This is a genomic window from Streptomyces graminofaciens, from assembly GCF_030294945.1.
GTDB classification, from domain to species: Bacteria; Actinomycetota; Actinomycetes; order Streptomycetales; family Streptomycetaceae; genus Streptomyces; species Streptomyces graminofaciens.
Map to the genome: position 1 here is coordinate 4202801 of NZ_AP018448.1, position 18657 is coordinate 4221457.

The window sequence follows — 18657 nt, forward strand, 5'->3', positions numbered from 1 at the left end:
CGCTCCTAACGGGCTGTCTGATGAGAGGCGGCCAGGCGTACGGGCAGGGCGGTGAACAGTCGGCCCGAGTCCCGCAGTGCGCGGACGGCGTCGAGCGCGGGCGTCAGCAGGGCCCCGTGGCGGCGGGGGTCCACGCCGTCGGCGCGGGCCAGCAGGTAGCCGAGCACGGCTCCGAGCCAGCCCGTGTCGCCCGGTTCGGCGCCGTACAGGGAGCGGTCGCGGCCCGCGCGCCACAGGTGGAGGCAGCACGCGGCGGCGTGCAGCCACGCGTACCGCTCGGCGGCGTCGACCAGCGCGTTCGGGTCGGCGCCGGGCTTTCGCGCGGCCCGGGTCAGCTCCCCCAGCCCGGCCACCGCGTCGGCCAGCTGTCGTACGAGGACGCCGACCTCACCGAGCTCGTCGGCGACGGCCGCGGCCTGCGGGAGGCCGGCGAGGACCGGGTCGGCCCCGCGGGCGAACATGTCGAGCCGGGCGGGATCGTACGGCGGCAGCTCGGCGTCGAGGGTGAACACCTTCTCCACGGCGGCCGGGTCGGGACGGCCCTCGCCCTCGGTGAGGGTCGGCAGCTGGCCCGCGTACGAGCGGAGGTTGGCGAGCGTACTGGCGTCGATCACGCGGACCACCGCCGAGTCGCGCTGGAGCTTCTGGAACAGCCCGGCACCCGGGGCGCCCTCGCGCAGCACCGAGCGGGTGGCGAGGACCGTGCCGCAGCGCCGGATCAGTTCGTCGGAGGCCTCCGCGACCACGTGCTTGGCGGCGAGCGCCCACACACTGAACGCCTCCGGCACCACATGCACGCCCCGCGCGGCGCTCAGCCCCACCGCGTCGGCCGCGAGCAGCGCCGTCGAGGCGACGGCCAGCTCCCGTTCGGCGTAGGGGGTTTCGGCGAGCACCGTACGGCCGACACGCCGTTCGGTGGCGAAGTCCAGGGCGAGGCGTACGGCGGTGTCGGCGATGCCCAGGCTGCCGGCCATGCTCATCAGCCGTACGGCCTGCTGGGCCTTGACGGCGGCCTCCAGGCCTTCGCCCTCCTTGCCGACCAGCGCCTCGGCCGGAACCGGGGTGTCGTGGAAGCGCAGGGTCGCGAGGTCGATGCCCCGCATTCCGCCCGTGCGCGGCGCGGGTACCCGCTCCAGCCGCCCCTCGGGCACGTCCGCGGTCTCCAGCAGCACCGCCGAGAAGGCGGCCGGGCCGCGCTCACCGGTGCGGGCGACCACGTAGACCGCCTCGCAGCGCCGGCCGAGGCCGACCATCCACTTCTCGCCGTTCAGCACCCCGTCCGGGCTGAGGCGTACCTCGCCCGCGAGCAGATCGCTGCCGTGCGCGGCCTCGGTGAGGGCGAAGGCCACCGCGCCGCCGCCGCACAGGATCTCGGCGGCCCGCCGCCGCTGCTCCTCGCTGCCGTGGAGCTGCAGACAGGTGGCGGCGATGATGCTGAACATCGTGCCGGGCATGATGTTGACGTCCCGGCGGGCGGCCGAGCGGACCAGGGTGAGGCTGCGGTCGAAGGACTCGAAGGCGCCGCCCCACTCCACGGGCAGGTAGTTGAGGTGGAACCCGGCGCGGACCAGCTCCTTGCAGAGCTCCTCGGGGAACTCCTCCCGCTCGTCGCGCGCGACGGCGGCCGCGAAGCCGTACGGGTTGGTCGCGTCGGCGGGGTCGCCGAGCCGCTCCTCCAGTTCCTCGGGTGTCAGCGCTCTCATCGCAGCCCCACCGAGGATCCGGGGGCCGGGCTCTCCATCGGAACGGGCCGGTAGTCGGCGGCGGACGGCGGGATGTGCACGCCCGCGGTCCGCAGCTGGGCCAGCCGGGTGTGGAAGGCGGCGCCGCGCATCAGGTGGTGGGCCACGTCGGCGACCCGGCGGTTGCCCGGCGTCTTGAGGTAGCTGCCGGTCACCCAGTCGTTGAAGCTGCCCATCGCCGGGCCGCACCAGACCTGGTAGTCCATCGCGCGGTCCTCGTCGCCGACGACCGCCCAGCGTGACGACATGCCCAGGTACCAGCGGAAGACCAGCGCCATCCGGCGCTTCGGGTTGCCCGCGGCGCGTTCGAGCTGTTCCGGGTCGCGGCGGCTGAAGTAGGTGACGCAGTCCTGCCAGATGTCCTCCAGGGACCGCTTGAAGACCTGCTGCTCCAGCTTGGCCCGGTCGGCCGGCGGGATCGCCTCCAGGCCGTCGCACGTCTGGTAGAGCTCGTACAGGCGCTTGGCCCGCATCGGGAAGAACGTGCCCTTCTTCAGGACCTGGAGTTCCACGCCCATCTCGAACATGTCGGCGGCCGGGGCCATCTCGCAGTCGGCGATGCCCGCCTCGGCGAGCATGGCCTTCGCCTTGGCGGAGGCGCCGGACTCCAGGCAGGACTGGTTGACCGAGCCGGTGACCACGTACGCGGCGCCCATCGCGAAGGCCGCGGCCACCGCGGCCGGGGTGCCGAGCCCGCCGCCCGCGCCCACTCGCACCGGCACGGCGTAGCGGAACTCCCGCTGCACGGTGTCGCGCAGCCGCAGGATGGTCGGCAGCAGCGCGGGCAGCGGGCGCCGGTCGGTGTGGCCGCCGGAGTCGGCCTCCACGGTGATGTCGTCGGCGAGCGGCACGTGGTGGGCGAGCGCGGCCTGGTCGGCGGTGATCAGGCCCTGTTCGAGGAGGGCGCTGACCAGGGTGGACGGGGCGGGGCGCATGAACCGCTCGGCGGTCTCGGCCCGGGAGACCTTGGCGATGAGCCGGTTCTCGGCGACCACACGGCCGTCGGGGTCCCGGCGCAGCCCGGCCAGCCGGTAGCGCACGACGTGCGGGGTGAGGCCCATGTACGCGGACGCCTCCACGCAGCGCACACCGTGCCGCAGGAACAGCTCGACGGCCTCCCGCTCCAGCCGGTCCTCGCTGGGACTGTGGATCAGGTTGACGGCGTACGGCAGGCCGGGGATCTCGGTGGCGAACCGGGCCAGCGCCCGCTCGATGTGCTCGGGCAGCAGGCCGGCCGCGCCGAAGGAGGCGAGGAAGCCCTCCCTCGCCAGGGCGATGACCATGTCGGCGGAGGCGATCCCGCCGGCCATGGCCCCGGCCATGTAGGGCTGGGCGACGCCGTGCGCGGCGCGGAAGGCGGCCGAGCCGAGGCGCTCCGGGGGCAGCGGCTGGGCGGCGGCGAGCAGCGGCAGGCCGTCGCCCTCGGCGGCGGCGAAGCCTCCGGAGACCGCGCCGATGCCCTCGGGGGTGACCGTGATGAAGCAGGGCTGGTCCAGGTCGGCCAGCACGTGGTAGATGCCGGCGGGGTCCGTGCTGGGGTACCGCTCTCCGTACCACCGGAGAGGGGTGTCGCGAATGTCCATGGGAAAACGAAGCTCCTTGGCGATGCGGCGGGGCGGGTGGGCCGTCACTCCCCGGCGGAACGGACCTCGATGGCCACGTCGGTCAGTTCGTAGATGCGCAGGCCCGGCTTCCACAGGTCGGCGTCCGCGATGACGAGCAGGCGGCCCTCCTCGCGGCGGACCTCCTTGACGTGCACGTCGAAGAAGAGTTCCTTGTCGTGGCGGAGGATCTGGCCGCGGTACTTCCAGCACATCTCCACGTCGGTGGCCATGGCGAAGTGGGGCCGCTCCATGCCGTCGGCGAGGTTCTGCTCCAGTACGTACAGGCGCATGGCCTGCAGTACCGCCTCGACGCCGAGCGAGCCGGGCATCACGGGGTCGCGGTGGAAGTGGCAGTCGAAGTACCACTCGTCGGGGCGGACCTCGCGGCGGCCGTGCAGATAGCCGTGGCCGTGCCGGCCGCCGTCCGCGACCAGGTCGACGTGGTCGACGAGCGCGAAGTTCTCGCCGGCCAGCCGCAGGTGACCGCCGGCGGGGTCGGTGAACGCCGGTGCGTGTCCGGGCAGTTCGATGCGGCGTACGCGGGTGGCGTCCGGTCGCTCGGCCTCGATCCAGGGGGCGATGTACTGGCCGTTGTCGAGGCCGACCTGGTTGGCGAGGGCCGCGTCGCTGAAGTAGCCGAAGAGGGACTCGCCGGTGTAGAAGACCTCGCCGTCCGCGGAGAGTTCGTAGCTGAAGTTCTGCAGCACCGCGCCCTGCACGGCGCTGGTCATCAGCAGCTTGGAGTGGTGCCGGATGGTCTTGCCGCGCAGGTCGATGTCCTTGACGAGGGTGGCGCGGCCGTCGAGGTTGCGGATGGCGTACTGCTCGTCGGTGTTCTTCAGCGTGGCGCCGAGGTAGTAGCCGAGGAAGATCGCGGCCTGCAGCGAGGTCTCCATGTACACGCAGTTCGGCATGTGCGGGTACGCGTTCTGCTCGTAGTACCAGGCGTCGACCGGGGAGTCGTACTCGGTGACCATCTCCGAGCCGGGCGAGAGGTCGCCGCGTGTGCCCTTGAGGGACATGACGCGGTCGACGAACTGGAAGTCGCCGTTCGGGATGTAGGGGGCGCGGCTGTTGCGGTAGACCTCGAACTCCGGGCCCATCGCCATGTCGAGCAGGCCCTTGGCGGCGTGCGCCAGGTGCAGCTCGTTGATCATCGCGGGCTCGCCGGCCCGGTTGCGGCGGCCGAGGAACTTCGGGATGCCGCCGGTCTCCGGGCGGTACGGCGTGCCCTCCTTCTCGCGGACCTGGAGGCCGAGGTTCTTCATCCGGACCACCGGCTTGTCGCCGAGGTAGATGAGGACGTCCGCGATGACCGTGGCGCGCGGCAGGAGGGTGAGCTCCATGACCTCGACCTCGTAGCGGATCTCCGCGTCGGCCTGGGTGATCTGGCCGCGGACCTGGACCTCGATGGGGGTGTCGGTCACACACTGGAAGCGGGCGTCCGGCAGCGTCAGGTGCAGGCCCTGGTGCATCAGGTAGATCTGCAGCAGCTGGACGGCGCCCTCGGCGACCAGGGAGCCGGCGAGCACATGGTCGTCCGGGAAGTGGCAGGTGAAGTACCAGGCGTCGGGCTGCAGCCGCTTGACGGCGCTGATCCTGCCGAGGCCGCGCGGGCCTCCCTTGCGGTCGATCTCGACCTCGTCGATCATCCGCATCCTGGCGTCCGGCAGGCGCAGGCCGGGGTTGATCCCCGGGTCCTGGGCGTGGTCCGGCCCGAAGACGTCACCGGGGCGGCCTTCGGCGAGCAGTTCCAGGTCGTGCTCGGTCAGGCGGTTCTTGTCGGTGTACGCGAGCGGCTTGAAGTACCCCCTGGGCAGGGCGGCCCGCTCGGCCTTCTCCTTGTCCGTCATCACGACGCCGAGCGGGGTGTCGAGCTCGGCCTGGCTGAAGAACCCGGCGCAGGCGTCGTGGAGTTCGAGGATCAGCTTGCCGTCGGCGTAGCACTTGTAGCTGAAGAAGAAGAGGGTCGTGTCGCCCTGGTGCACGAAGCGGTCGATGGAGATGTCGTAGCGCAGGGTCTGGCCGACGCGGGGCAGGTCGCCGCGGAAGATCAGCGTGCTGTCCAGCAGGCGGTAGACGCGCTCGCCCTTGTTCCGGAAGTCGATCCCGAGGTAGCTGACGAGCAGCAGGTCGCACTGGCCCGCCTCGACGGTGACGGCCGGGGGCGCGCCGCCGTCGACGGCGTACCAGGCGTCCTCCGGGATGTCGTACTCCGTGGTGATGGTGGCGGGCTTGAACTCGCCGGTGGTGCCTTCGAGCGCGGTGACGCGGGTGACGAAGTGGTACGGCGGCGCGGGCAGCCGCACGCGCTTGGCGTATCCGTCGATCACGCCGAACTCCGGGCCGAAGACCTTGGCGATGGAGCCGACGGCGAATTCGAGCAGGTCCTCCTCGTCCCAGATGACGCCTTCCTTGACGCGGCCGTCGGCCGGGGCGGGGTCGCCGTGGGCCGGGGCCACCGGAGTCGGCTCGGCGGGGCGCTGCGCGGCCGGGGCCGGCACGGCCGGGACGGGAGCGGGGGCCGGGGGCAGGGCCGGGCGGGCGGCCTGCGGGGCGGCCGGGGCCCGGAGGGCCGGCTGTTCCTCGGCGTACGCGGTGGTCTGCGGTGTCCCGTCCAGCAGGGACTCGACCCGGTTGAGCGTGGCCGACTGGAGGATGTGCTGGGTCTCCATCACCACCGAGTGCGTGGTGAGCATCTGGCGGCGTATCTCCCGGACGAGCTCGGCGGCGGACCCCGGCCCCTCCCCCGGGACTTGGGCGGCCGGGGCGGCCGGGGCGGGCGGCGGAGTCGGGGCGGCGGGCGTCACGGCGGTGCCGGCCGGTTCGGGCGCGGCGGCCGGGGCGGACGGCGCCCAGGGCAGGTACGAGATCGGGGTGCCGTCGAAGGCGATGACCTCGGCATCGGCGAGAGTCGGGTCTGCAGGCATGAGAGCGGAGTCCTCCGGCGGTACGGACGATGGAGGGGCGGACGGAGTGGACGGGGCCGACGAGTCGGCGGGGCGGCGTCCGGGAACCTGTCCGGCACCGGAACCGGCACCGGACGCGGTCGGGCGGGGCCCCGGAGCCGAGCCGCCCGTGGCGTGGGCGGTGGCCGTGCGCGTCGTGGGACCGGCGCCGGACACCCGGCCGGTCGGGGTGCCGGACGACGCGGCCGGAGCGGAACCGGCGGCCATCCGGCCGACGGACGTCGTGGAACCGGCGAGCGACACCAGGCCGGCGTCGCCGGACGCGTGGGCGGGTGTGGCCGGGGACGGCGTGGCGGCCGTGCCGCCGCCCGTCGAGGCGACGCCGGTGGCGGCATGCGCCACGGCGAGTTCCCGGGCGATGCGTGCCGGGGCCGGGTCCGCTCCGCCCACCCGGAAGGGGGTCGGGCGGGCCGGGCGGGCCGGGACGCGTTCGGCCGCCGGGCTGAGCAGCGGGGTCAGGTCCAGGTCGAGGCCGTGGGCCGTGAGGCGGGCCGCCAGCTGGGCGATCGACTTCGCCGTCGGGACGCCTCGGCGGTCGATCGGGGCCGCCACATGCGGCGTGTCGCCGAGGGTGTCGCGGATCCAGCGGGCGCAGGTGGCGCTGGGGCCGACCTCCAGGAAGTAGCGGAACCCTCGTTCGTACGCGGTACGGACCAGGCGCGGGAAGTCGATCGGTGAGCGCAGGGTCGTCGCGATGCGGCGGCCGATCTCCTTGCGGTCCAGGCCCGCGGGAAGCGCGTCGTAGTCGTAGGCGCTGAACAGTTCCAGGTCGCCGAACGAGCCCGTGGGGTAGTCGTTCAGGCCCGCGAGCCCGTCGAACTCCGCGTCCACGACCGGGCAGTGCATGACCGCGTTGACGGGCGAGCGGGCGGCCGAGCAGCCGACGTCCTTGATGAGCGCGCGGCACTGCGCCGGGTCCCCGGCGATGACCAGCTCTCCGGGCGTGTTGACGTGGGTGAGGTGGACGCGGTCGTAGCGGGGCAGCACGGCCCGTACGGACTCCTCGTCGGCGAGCAGTACGTGGCTCGCCCAGACCGCCTCGTCGGGGACGCCGTCCGCCAGGCCCCAGGCCTCGCGCACCGTGCGCCGCGCCCCGCACAGCCGGTCCTTGAAGATCGGCGTGTTGCTGATCAGCGCGTCGTCGCGGCTGTCCGGCAGCCAGCCCCGGGTGGCGAAGAGCATGCTCGACTCGCCCAGGCTGTAGCCGAACCCGCCGTGCGCGGTGACCCCGAGCATCTCGCGGACGAGGTCCGTGTACAGGATCGCGAAGCTGGTGCCGGTGGCGAGCATGAACGGGATGTCCTCGGACAGCCCCGCTTCGAGGCCCATCAGCTCCCGTCGGCCGAGAGGCTTCTGCGAGCGGGGGTACAGCGCGGCGGCCCGCAGGTGCCGCTCCGGCTCGTCGGCCATGTCCTCGAACCCGTCGAGCAGGCTCGGGAACGCGCGGAACAGGTCCTGGCCGAGTCCGGGGTACGAGTTGAACGCGCCCGGGTAGACGAGGGCGACCTTGCCGCCGGGGCCGATGGGCCGCTCGGTGAAGCAGCTCCCGGCGGGTGTCGCCCACTCGCCGCCGGAGGCGTGCGCGGCGGGCAGGCCGCGGACGGCGAGGTCGAGCTGGGCCCGCAGTTCGTCGCGGTCCCGGCCGACGAGCACCACGCGCCGGCTCCGGCCCGGCAGCAGGCGGGCCGCGTCCCGGGCGAGGGCGTAGGAGTCGGCGCCGTCGGCGATCAGGTCCCGGTGCCGGGCGACCTCGGCGAGCAGCCCGTCGAAGGAGTCGGCGGACAGCGGCAGGACCACGGGCCCGCCGCCACGCTGCCAGTCGTTCGGTACGACCGTGCCACGGGTGGCGCCGGCGGACAGCACCAGGTGCCCGTGCGCGCCCGAGGCTCCGATGAAGCCGACGGCCGCGTACCGGCGGGATCCCCTGGCCGCGCGCAGCCAGGGGCGCGAGGCGTCCGGCACGTACAGCCCGGAGGCCGCGAAGTCCTCGGCGAGTTCGGTGGCCGGGCCGCTCCAGTCGCGGGTGCCGGGCAGATAGCCGTGGTGCAGGCACAGCACGGACCGGATGAGCCCTGCCATGGTCGCCGCGCACCCCGCGTCGCCGATCTGGGCCTTGACGCTGCCGAGCGCCACCTGGTGGCCGTCGGCCGGGTGGACGCGGGCGAGCCCGGCGATCTCGGCGCGGTCCTGGGCCTCGGTGCCGCCCGCGTGTGCCTCCGTGTAGCCGATGTCGGCGGCGGTGACGCCGGCCGCGGCGAACGCCTCCTCGGCGGCGGCCGCGTAGGTCTCCGCGTCCGCCTCGGGCACGGTGCCGTCGACAGGGGTGGCGTGCCGGATCGCGATGGCGTCCAGGCGTGCGTACACCGGTGCCTGCGAGTCGCCGGGCCGGGTGACGACGACCGCTCCGGCGCCCTCGCCGATGCGGCGGCCCCGGCTGCCCTCGCCGAAGGTCAGTCCGGCCTCGGCGACGACGTCGGGGCGCAGCAGCAGGTTCTCGGCGGAGCCGGCGAGGTCGACGGCGCCGACCACGACGGCCTCGATGCCCGGGTCGAGCAGCAGCAGCCGCGCGACCTGGAGGGCCTCGGCGGTGCCCGAGCCGTCGGAGGAGACGGTGAAGGAGGGCCCGGTGAGGTTCCACAGCGAGGAGATGCGGCTGGCCATGACGTTGCCGATGTAGCTGAGCACCTCGTTGGCGACGATCGGGTCGACCACGGCGTCCCGGCCGGCGGCCGTGAGCCGGGCGAGCTCGGCCTCGTCGACCCGCACACCGGCCCGCTCGAACTCCTGGCGTACGAAGGCGCCGAGGCCGTAGCGGGTGATCCGCAGGTGGGTGGTGGGCTCCATCTCCATGGCGACGACGACCGCGATCCGGCGCGGTGCGGGCGCGGTCTGCCCCTTGGGCACGGCGCGGCTGAATCCGGCGTCGTGCAGGGCCTCGTCGGCGACCTTGATGGCGAGGGCGTGCTGGAGGTTGTAGGTGCGCAGGTCCGCGGGCGGGATCTTGAGGTCCATCGGGTCGATGCCGAGGCCGTCCACGAACGCTCCGTGCGGCAGCGCGTCGGGCGTGACGCCGGCACCGTGCGTGAGCGTGCCGTCCCGGGTCTGGTCGAGGCCGCGCCAGCGCCGCTCGGGCAGCGGCACCAGGGCGTCCTGTCCCGCGTGGACGGCACGCTCGTACGCGTCGAGGGAGTCGAACGAGCCGAAGTGCGCGCCGAGGCCGACGACGTCGAGCGCGGGCACGGCGGTGGCGGGCCCGTCGGCGTTCGCCGCGTCCACGCCGTTCTCGGCGTGCCGCGCCTCGGAGAGCACCACGTGTGCGTTGGTGCCGCCGAAGCCGAACGCGGAGACCGCCGCCCGGCGCGGACCGTCGCCGCGCGGCCAGTCGCGGCCGGCGCGGACCATGGTCTCCTCGCCGACCCGCCCGTCCTTGGAGCGGATGGGCTGATCGACCCCGATCGTCGGCGGGATGTGCGCGTTGCCCATGGCGAGCACGACCTTGAGCAGGCTGCTGAGCCCGGCCACGGTGAGCAGGTGGCCGATGTTGCCCTTGACGGAGCCGATCAGCGGGATTTTCCCGGCGGCGCCGAAGTGGTCGGCCACGGACTGGGCCTCGGTGGCGTCGCCGATGGGGGTGCCGGTGGCGTGGCACTCCAGGTAGTCGATGGTGGCCGGGTCGATGCCGGCCTGCGCGTAGGCGAGTTCGTACGACTGCAGTTGTCCCTCGCCGCGCGGGACCAGCAGGTGGCGGCCGCTGCCGTCGTTGGTGAGCCCGATGCCGTCGACGACCGCGTGGATGCGGTCGCCGTCGCGTACCGCGTCCTCCAGCCGCTTGACGGCGACCATGCCCGCGCCCTGCCCGGTGAGGATGCCACCGGAGCGGGAGTCGAAGGGCTGGCTGAAGCCGTCGCGCGGATAGGCCTGGAGGTCACCGAAGGACAGGTGGATCAGCGTGGGATCGGGCGCGCAGACGCCGCCGGCGAGGACCAGGTCGGCCTGACCGGCGGCGAGGTGGTCGCAGGCCAGCTTGAGCGCGTACAGCGCCGACGAGCAGGCCGCGTCGAGCGCGTAGCGGGGGCCGCCGAGGCCGAGGGCGGTGGCGGCGACGGACGCCGGGGAGCCGCTGACCTTCAGGTCCTCGGGGTTCAGCCGGGCCGGGTCGATGCGGTCCTCGGCGTGCGCGAGCGCGCCGAGCGGTGGGTGCCCGGCGCGGCGCAGCCCTTCCAGGACCGCTTCCTGGACCAGCGGGACGCTGACCCGGGCCGAGGAGGGCGTCGGGAACGAGTAGTTGCCGAGGACGAGGGCGGTGCGGGCCAGGACGTCGGGGCGGTCGGCGTGTCCGCTGTCCCGCAGCGCTTCCCTGGCCACGTGCAGCGACCAGTGGAAGAGCCGGTCCAGGCCGGCGAGATGACCTGGGTCGAGGAGATAGCCGCTCGGGTCGAAGGCGAAGTCGGTGAGGAATCCGCCCCGGACGCAGTAGATCTCGTGCTGAGGATCGGCGTCCCTGGCCTCGGGCTTGCGGCCGAACACCTCCTCGCCCCCTTCCCGGCGGCTGTCGGCGCCGGCACGGAGGTTCTGCCAGAACTCGGCGGGCGTCTCCGCTCCCGGGAACAGGCAGGAGAGGCCAACAATGGCGTACTTGCTCATGAGAGCTCTCGGGTCCCTTCTGGGGGCGGCCGGCCCGGACGGTCGGCACTTGGCGAAACCGTCCGGGCCGGCCCGATCGCTTGCGTCGGACACGGAGCGGAAATCAGCCGCTGATGAACTTGGCCGCCAGCTGCGGCGCCGAGACGACGCGTACGCCGTCGAACCGGGCCAGCACTGTCCCGTCGGGGGCGCAGGCGGTGATCGTCAGCGAGGCGGTGGTGCCGCTGACCGGCTCGGCCGGCTCGACGACGACCAGGAAGGGCTCGCCGTCGGGCAGTGCGCGGTGCAGGTCGGCGCGGCCCACCGACAGGGGCAGTCCGGCCGTGCCGCGGAACAGGCGCACCCAGACGAGGCCCGCCTGGAGCAGCAGGTCGGCCGTGCCGGGCGCGTACCGGGAGCCGCTGAACGCGCCGCCCTCGGGGCTGAGTTCGGCCAGGTCGCACTCCAGGACAAGGCGGTTCTCCGCCTCGGCGAGGACCCGGCGCACACCGCGCAGGGCCGGGCCGTGGAAGAGCGTGCCGTCGGTGTACAGCTCCGCCGCGTCGCGGCCGGAGCCGAGTGCGGGCAGGCTGCCGGCGGTGGTCACGGCGGGCGCCGTGCCCGGTACGGCCACGGCCGCGTAGTGCGGTCGTACGGTGCCCTCGTCGCCGGTGGACCGGATGGCGACCTCGACGGTGTCGCCCGCCGGGGTCATCGCCAGGGTGAGGCGCTCGGGCTGGGTGCCGTCGAAGACGATGCCCTTGTGGACCGAGAAGTCGCGGATCTGCCGGACCTCTGTGGCGGTGGTCCGCTCGACCGCGCCGATCGCCCAGCCGAGCGCGACGGCCGCCGGGAGCACCGGGGCGTCACCGATGACGTGGTCGGCCACGATCGGCTCGGCCCGCAGCGAGCCGATCGCCCGCTCGACGGTGACGGTGCCGGTCGCGGCGGGCCGCTCGGGCTCGGACAGCGGGGTCGTCGGGCCGAGCACGGTCACCACGTCGGCGGCGCGCTCCGCGGCGAACTGCTCGGTGAACAGCCGGGCTCCGGTGTCCACCGGGATCAGGGTGATGCCGCGCTCCTGGAACACGGCCTTGATCTGCGGCGAGACCATCCCGCTGTCCCAGGCGCCCCAGTTGAGCGAGGTGACGCGGGCGGCGGGGTGGAGCTGCTTGAAGGAGGAGGCCCAGGCGTTGAGGACCTCGTTGGCCATCGCGTAGTCGGACTGGCCGCGGTTGCCGAAGAAGCCGGCGACCGAGGAGAACAGGACCACGTGCCGCAGGGTGTCCGTGTCGAGCGCGGCGGCGACCGAGCGCAGGCCGGTCAGCTTGGGCGCGAAGACCCGCTCGATCTCGGAGGCCTTCTTGTTGGCGATGAGCTGGTCGGCGAGGACGCCCGCGCCGTGTACGAGGCCCGTGACGCGCCCCTTGTACGGGGCGAGCGCGGCGGCGGTGGCGGTCGCGTCGGTGATGTCGACGGCCAGGTACTCGGCCGTGCTGCCGGTGGCCCGGATGTCCGCCAGGGTGGCCTGGATCTCCCGGGCGCCGATGACGGCACCGTAGAGCTGCTCGACGCGCTTCGGGGTGGGCTTCTCCCCTTCCGCCTTCAGCTGTGCGGCGGCCGCGGCCTTGAGGGCGGGGTCCTCGACGCCCTGGGCCCAGGCCGGCTCGTCCGCCAGCGGGGTACGGCCGAGCAGGAGCAGCCCCGTGCGGTGGTTCCGGGCGAGTTCGGTGACGCAGGCGGCGGTGATGCCGCGGCCGCCGCCGGTGACGACGAGCAGGTCGTCGGAGGTGAGTCCCGGGACCTCGGCCTCCGGCGCGGTCAGCGGCTGCTCGGCGAGGCCGAGGCCGAGGCGGCGGGTGCCGTCGTGGCCGACCTGCGTGGTGTCGGTGACGACGTCGTGCAGCTCGTCCAGGACGAGGGCGGCGCCGGCTTCCGGGGTGAGCGCGGGGGCCAGGTCGACGGACCGGCAGAACAGTCGCGGGGCTTCCACGGCCAGCGTCTTGACCAGGCCGGTCACACCGGCGGCCGGGGCGAGGTGTTCGTTCACTCCGCCGAGGCCGAAGGTGCCGTCGAGCCGGGTGACGGTGACGTAGGCTGCACGGCCCGTCCCGGCCGCGGTGGTCAGCGGCTCGACGGCGTGCTTGGCCACGAGCAGCGTGTGCGCCAGGCGTCGCGTGCCGTCGGCCCAGTCGTCGTGACGCGTGGCGGCGAGGTCGAGGACCAGGCTGATCCGGTCGGCGAGGATGGACTCGATACGCTCGGCCAGCTCCGTCACCCCCCAGCCGGACAGGGCGTGGTCCTTGACGCCGGTGATCCGCTGGGCCACACCGGGCAGCCGCAGCACATGCACGTGCCGTCCCGAGTCGACGAGCGCGGCCGCGACCGCCGGCGCCAGCTCCGACCCGTCGTCCACGACGAGCGCGCCGGACCCCTGGGGGTATGCGCCGACCAGCAGGTCAGGCGTGGGCAGTTCGACGAGGGCGGCCTGGGCTCGGCCTATGCCCTTCGGAGTGGCGGCGCCGGTCCCGGCGGACTCGTCCGCTCGCACGGCGGCGCCCTGCGGAGCGGAAGCGCCCGAGGCACCGGCCATGAAGTCCACGATGTGACGCAGCGTCCGCAACTCCGCAAGCTGCTCCGGACCAGCGGCAACACCACCACCGAACCGCTCCTGCATCACACCCATGATCTCGACCCGCTTGATCGAGTCGATCCCCAGATCCGCCTCAATGTCCAGATCCAGATCCAGCATCTCCGCCGGATAACCCGTCTTGGCGCCCACAACCTCCAACAGCGCCTTCTCGACAGCTGCCGCGTCGACAACCGGCGCGGCAGCGGCAGAAACAGGCGCGACAGCATCCGAGGCACCCGCCATGAAGTCCACGATGTGACGCAGCGTCCGCAACTCCGCAAGCTGCTCCGGACCAGCAGCGACACCACCACCGAACCGCTCCTGCATCACACCCATGATCTCGACCCGCTTGATCGAGTCGATCCCCAGATCCGCCTCAATGTCCAGATCCAGATCCAGCATCTCCGCCGGATAACCCGTCTTGGCGCCCACAACCTCCAACAGCGCCGCCTCGACGCCGGCCGCGTCAACGACCGGAACAGCAGCAGCCACAGGAGCAGCGGCCGGAGCAGCCGACGCCATGAAGTCCACGATGTGACGCAGCGTCCGCAACTCCGCAAGCTGCTCCGGACCAGCAGCGACACCACCACCGAACCGCTCCTGCATCACACCCATGATCTCGACCCGCTTGATCGAGTCGATCCCCAGATCCGCCTCAATGTCCAGATCCAGATCCAGCATCTCCGCCGGGTAGCCGGTCTTGGCGCCCACGACCTCCAGGAGCGCCGCCTCGACGCCGGCCGCGTCCGGGCCGGTCGGCGCGGGGGTGGGAAGCCGGTCGGCGACGCTCACCGCGGAGGCGACCAGGGCCGGGGCGGGTGCGGGGGCCAGGGCCGGGGTGGGGGTCGCCACCGGGGCCGGGGCCAGTGCGGCCGGGGCCGGGGCCAGCGCGGCCGGGGCCGGGGCCGGGGCCAGCGCGGCCGGGGCCGGGGCGAGTGCGGCCGGGGCCGGGGCCGGAGCCGCCGGTGCGGTGGCCGCCGGTGCGGTGGTCGCCGGGGCCGGGAGCGCGTGCTGCGGGGCCGGCTGGAACGTGGCCGGCGCCGTCGCGGCCGTGGTGGCGCGGGTCGGTGCCGGAGCAGCCGTACCCAGTTCGAGGGCCGCCAGATCGCGCAGGATCTCGTTGGCCCGCAGGTGGCTGCGCCCGATGTCCAGGCCGTGTTCCTTCACGGCGTTGATGCCGGGGAGCACCTGGCCGAGTCGGCCCTGCTCGGCGGCGCGCTCCAGCAGGCCGGTGAGGCGCTCGGCGCTCTGCAGCTGGCTGTTCAGGTAGTCGTCGTGCAGGGCGAGATGGTCGGCCACTAGACCGGCCAGGCGGTCACTGTCCACGTGAGCTGACTCCATGGCGGTGGGAATGGGGACGGGAGTGGGGGTCGGCGCGGGCACGGCGGCCGGCGCGGTCGCGACCGCTGTGCCGACCGCGCCCGGCGCGTGTTCGGCGACGGCGGCCGGAGCGAGCGGGGCGACCGGGGCGACCGGGGCCGGCATCGCCGGACGCATGGCCGGAACCGGGCCGGAACCGCTCAGCGGCGCACCGGAACCGTTCGCGCCCGGAAGAGCGCCGACGGCGACGGGCACACGTCCGGGCACGGCCGGGCTCGGAGCCGTGGAGGCTCCCCCGCCCGAGCCGCCGGACACGGGTGCGGCCGTACCGTCGGACGGGCGCCCGGGGGTGAGCGCGGCCGGCGCACCCGGCACCGACGGCACCGCGATCCGGTAGCCGTTCTCGATCGCGTCCCGGTAGGCGGCCCGCCGCTCGGGCGAGACGTAGTTGATGCCGTTCAGGAGGATCGACATGCCCTTGGTGGGCTCGGCCACGACCGGCTCGGCGACGTAACGGTCGGCGGTGGCGAGCGGCAGGCCGAGGGCGGCGAGCTGGGCGACACCCTGCTTCAGGGCGGCGTCCGCGTCCTTTCCGGGCCCGGCGTCCAGGGCGAGGACCGTGTGCTCGCGGTCCCCGAGGACTCGGCGAACGAGCTGGGTGAGCACCGACTTGGGCCCGAACTCGACGAACACCCGGTACCCGGCGGCGTACATCTCCTCCACGCGGGCGGCGAAGTCCACCGGGTTGATGAGCTGTTCGGCGAGGACGCCGCGGTTGGCTGCGACGTCGTCGCCGTAGACCGCGCCACGGGTGTTGGCGAAGACGGTGCCGTTCGGCCGTCCCACCTCGACCCGCTCGACGTCGGCGCGGAACGCCTCCACGGCGTGGCCGACGTACGGGGTGTGGAACGCGGCGGACACGGGCAGCCTGCTCGCCCGGAGTCCGGCCTCGGTGGCCCGCGCGACCAGGCGGTCGACCGCCTCGGTGGCGCCGCCGACCACGATCTGGTCGGGGGCGTTGCGGTTGCAGATCACCAGGTCCTTGTCCGCGGCGAGGAGTTCGGCGACGCGCTCCTCGGGCGCGGAGACGGCGGCCATCGCGCCGGCGTCGAAGCCGGCCTCGCTCGGCGGGGCCATCGCCCGGCCACGGGCGCGGGCCAGCGCGAAGAACGCCTCGTCGTCTAGGGCGCCGGCGGCCCACAGGGCGGTCAGCTCACCGAAGCTGTGGCCGAGGAACCCCTCGGCGGTGAACCCGAGTTCGGTCAGATAGCGGTACTGCCCCGCCGACAGCGCGCCGATGGCGGGCTGGGCGTAGGCGGTGGCGCGCAGCTGGGTCTCCTGTTCGGCGCGCGCGGTGTCGCCGAAGACGGGCGGCGGGAAGGCGATCCGGGACAACGGCTCGGCGCCCTCGAAGTGCCGGTTGGCGGCGTCGAAGGCGGCCCGCAACGGCGGCAGCGCCATCACGGCGGACCGGCCGAGGTTGACGTACTGGCTGCCCTGCCCGGCGAACAGCGCGGCGACCTTGCCGAGCTGGGCGGCGCGGCGGCGGAAGTGGACGCCCTTGGGGTGCGACCAGGCCTCCGCGTCGGGTCGGGAGCGCAGCTCGCCGAGCGCGAGCTCGCGCAGGGTGGCCAGCTCGGCGTCGGTGCGGGCGACGAGCGCGACGCGTGCGTGGCCCTCGGGGGCGGGGCCGCCGGTCGCGGGTGCGCCGGAGACGAGGGCCTCGGTGAGCGCGGCCGTGTCGGGGGCGTGCCACAGGTGCACCGCGGCCACGGGGTGCGTCACGCGCACGTCGTCGCCGTCGCCGTGCTCCTCCAGCACCATGTGGAAGTTGGTGCCGCCGAAGCCGAACGAGGAGATGGCCGCACGGCGCTTGGGGCGCTCCGGGGTACGGATCCAGGGCCGGGCCTCGGTGTTGACGTAGAACGGGCCCGACTCGAAGTCGATGGTGGGGTTGGGCTCGTCGACGTTGATGGTGGGCGGCAGCACCTTGTGGTGCAGCGCGAGCGCCAGCTTGATCATGCCGGCCGCGCCGGCCGCCGCCTTGGTGTGCCCGATCTGCGACTTGACGCTGCCGACGGCCGCGTACCGGGTGCTCTCGGAGGTCTCGGAGAGCACCGCGGACAGGGCGCTGAGCTCGGTGGCGTCGCCGACGGCGGTACCGGTGCCGTGCGCCTCGAAGAGTTCGATGCTCGCGGGCGAGCAGTCGGCGTCCTCGTACGCGCGGCGCAGGGCGACCATCTGGCCCTCCTTGCGCGGGGCGTAGATGGACTTGAAGCGGCCGTCGCTGGAGGTGCCGATGCCGCGCAGGACGGCGTAGATCCGGTTGCCGTCGCGCTCGGCGTCGGACAGGCGGCGCAGGGCGAGCATGCCGATGCCCTCGCCGATCAGCGTGCCGTCGGCGTCCTTGTCGAAGGGCCGGATACGGCCGGACTTGGACAGCGCGGGCGTCTTGCTGAAGCACAGGTACATGAAGATGGTGTTCTCGGCGTCGCAGCCACCGACCAGCATGGTGTCGGCGCGGCGCTCCAGCAGCTCGCTGGCGGCGGTGCGCACGGCGCCGAGCGAGCTGGCGCAGGCGGCGTCGATCGTCATGTTGATGCCGCCGAGGTCGAACCGGTTGGCGATCCGGCCGGCGACCACGTTGCCGAGCATGCCGGGGAAGGAGTTCTCCTCCCACGGGGCGTAAGCCAGGCGGAACTTGGCGACGATCTCCTCGGCGTCCCGGTCGGTCAGTCCGCAGCTTCGGACGACCTCTTTCAGGACGCCGCTCTGCAACCGGGCGGTGAGCGGCTGGGTGAGCTGGTTGGCACCGGTGATGCCGAGGACGACACCGGTACGGGACTTGTCGTACCAGGGCTGCTCGGCTCCGGCGTCCTTCAGCAGGTCGCGGGCGACGACCAGGCTGAGCAGCTGGAGGACGTCCGTGACCTCCAGGGTGTTCGGCGGGAGGCCGAACTCCAGCGGGTTGAAGGGCACGTCGGGGATGAAGCCGCCGCGCGTGGAGTACGTCTTGTCCGGGACGGTGGGGTCCGGGTCGTAGTGCTCGGCGACGTCCCAGTGATCGGCGGGGACGTCGTCGATGCAGTCGGCGGCCGAGACGACGTTCGCCCAGAAGTCCCGCAGGTTGCTGGACTTGGGGTAGAGCGCGGAGAGGCCGACGATGGCGATGGGGTCCCGGGCGAGCCGACGGTCGAGGTCGGATTCCTGTGAAGAGTTCACGGCAAGTCTCTCTGGATCTGGGCGAACAGGGACTTCGATTCGGTCGCGGTGCGGGGACCGCGGACAGCGCAGGCCCGAAGCGAGCGGCTGCGTTCCCCGGAGGGGCCCGCTACCTACGCGGAGTTCGGCCCGGCGAGCGAGCGGGGGCGCACTCGCCGGGCCGCGCGGTGGGTCCCCGGTCCGGGTCTGGACACCGGGCCGGGGTAGGGGCCCACCGGCTATGCCGCGGCCGCGCGCCGTTCGCACTCCTCGGCGATGTGGGCCGACAGGGCTTCGATGGTCGGGTGGTACCAGAGGGCGGTGGTGCCGAGCTCGAAGCCCAGCCAGCTCTCCATCTCGCCGGCGATGATCAGCGCGGCGGTGCTGTCCAGGTCGAGTTCGTCGAAGTACTGGTCCGGCGGGACCTCGGACGGTTCGACGCCCACGCGCTTGGCGATCTCCTCGATCAGCCACTTCTGGGCTTCGTCGGCCGTAATGCTAACCATTTCCGATCCTCTCCGAACGGCTTGTCGCACGCATGCCGGGACGTCGGGAAATACCCGCGC

Annotated in this window: 5 protein-coding genes; all 5 read right to left on the minus strand. The window is 73.5% G+C overall.

Annotated features, from left to right (window positions below; all coding sequences use genetic code 11):
* Positions 1-5 precede the first annotated feature (5 nt).
* On the minus strand, positions 6-1703 hold the full coding sequence (locus tag SGFS_RS17955; protein ID WP_286251521.1) for an acyl-CoA dehydrogenase family protein: 1698 nt from the start codon (positions 1701-1703) through the stop codon (positions 6-8).
* Entirely contained in the window at positions 1700-3325 is a 1626-nt protein-coding gene (locus SGFS_RS17960; protein WP_286251523.1) for a PfaD family polyunsaturated fatty acid/polyketide biosynthesis protein, read from the minus strand. The genes SGFS_RS17955 and SGFS_RS17960 overlap by 4 nt, the downstream gene beginning before the upstream one ends.
* Before the next feature lie 44 nt (positions 3326-3369).
* Entirely contained in the window at positions 3370-10959 is a 7590-nt protein-coding gene (locus SGFS_RS17965; protein WP_286251525.1) for a beta-ketoacyl synthase N-terminal-like domain-containing protein, read from the minus strand.
* A gap of 103 nt (positions 10960-11062) precedes the next feature.
* The gene (locus SGFS_RS17970; RefSeq protein WP_286251526.1) at positions 11063-18112 is read right to left on the minus strand and encodes a type I polyketide synthase; all 7050 of its coding nucleotides are present in this window, start codon (positions 18110-18112) and stop codon (positions 11063-11065) included.
* A gap of 218 nt (positions 18113-18330) precedes the next feature.
* Positions 18331-18597 carry an acyl carrier protein gene (locus tag SGFS_RS17975; RefSeq protein WP_286251529.1) on the minus strand — a complete coding sequence of 89 codons (267 nt, stop codon included), beginning with the start codon at positions 18595-18597 and terminating at the stop codon, positions 18331-18333.
* Positions 18598-18657: the final 60 nt, after the last annotated feature.

Excerpts from the sequence above, each read along its gene's own strand:
- SGFS_RS17955 (WP_286251521.1), bottom strand. The coding sequence starts at position 1,703 with ATGAGAGCGCTGACACCCGAGGAACTGGAGGAGCGGCTCGGCGACCCC.
- SGFS_RS17960 (WP_286251523.1), bottom strand. The coding sequence starts at position 3,325 with ATGGACATTCGCGACACCCCTCTCCGGTGGTACGGAGAGCGGTACCCC.
- SGFS_RS17965 (WP_286251525.1), bottom strand. The coding sequence starts at position 10,959 with ATGAGCAAGTACGCCATTGTTGGCCTCTCCTGCCTGTTCCCGGGAGCG.
- SGFS_RS17975 (WP_286251529.1), bottom strand. The coding sequence starts at position 18,597 with ATGGTTAGCATTACGGCCGACGAAGCCCAGAAGTGGCTGATCGAGGAG.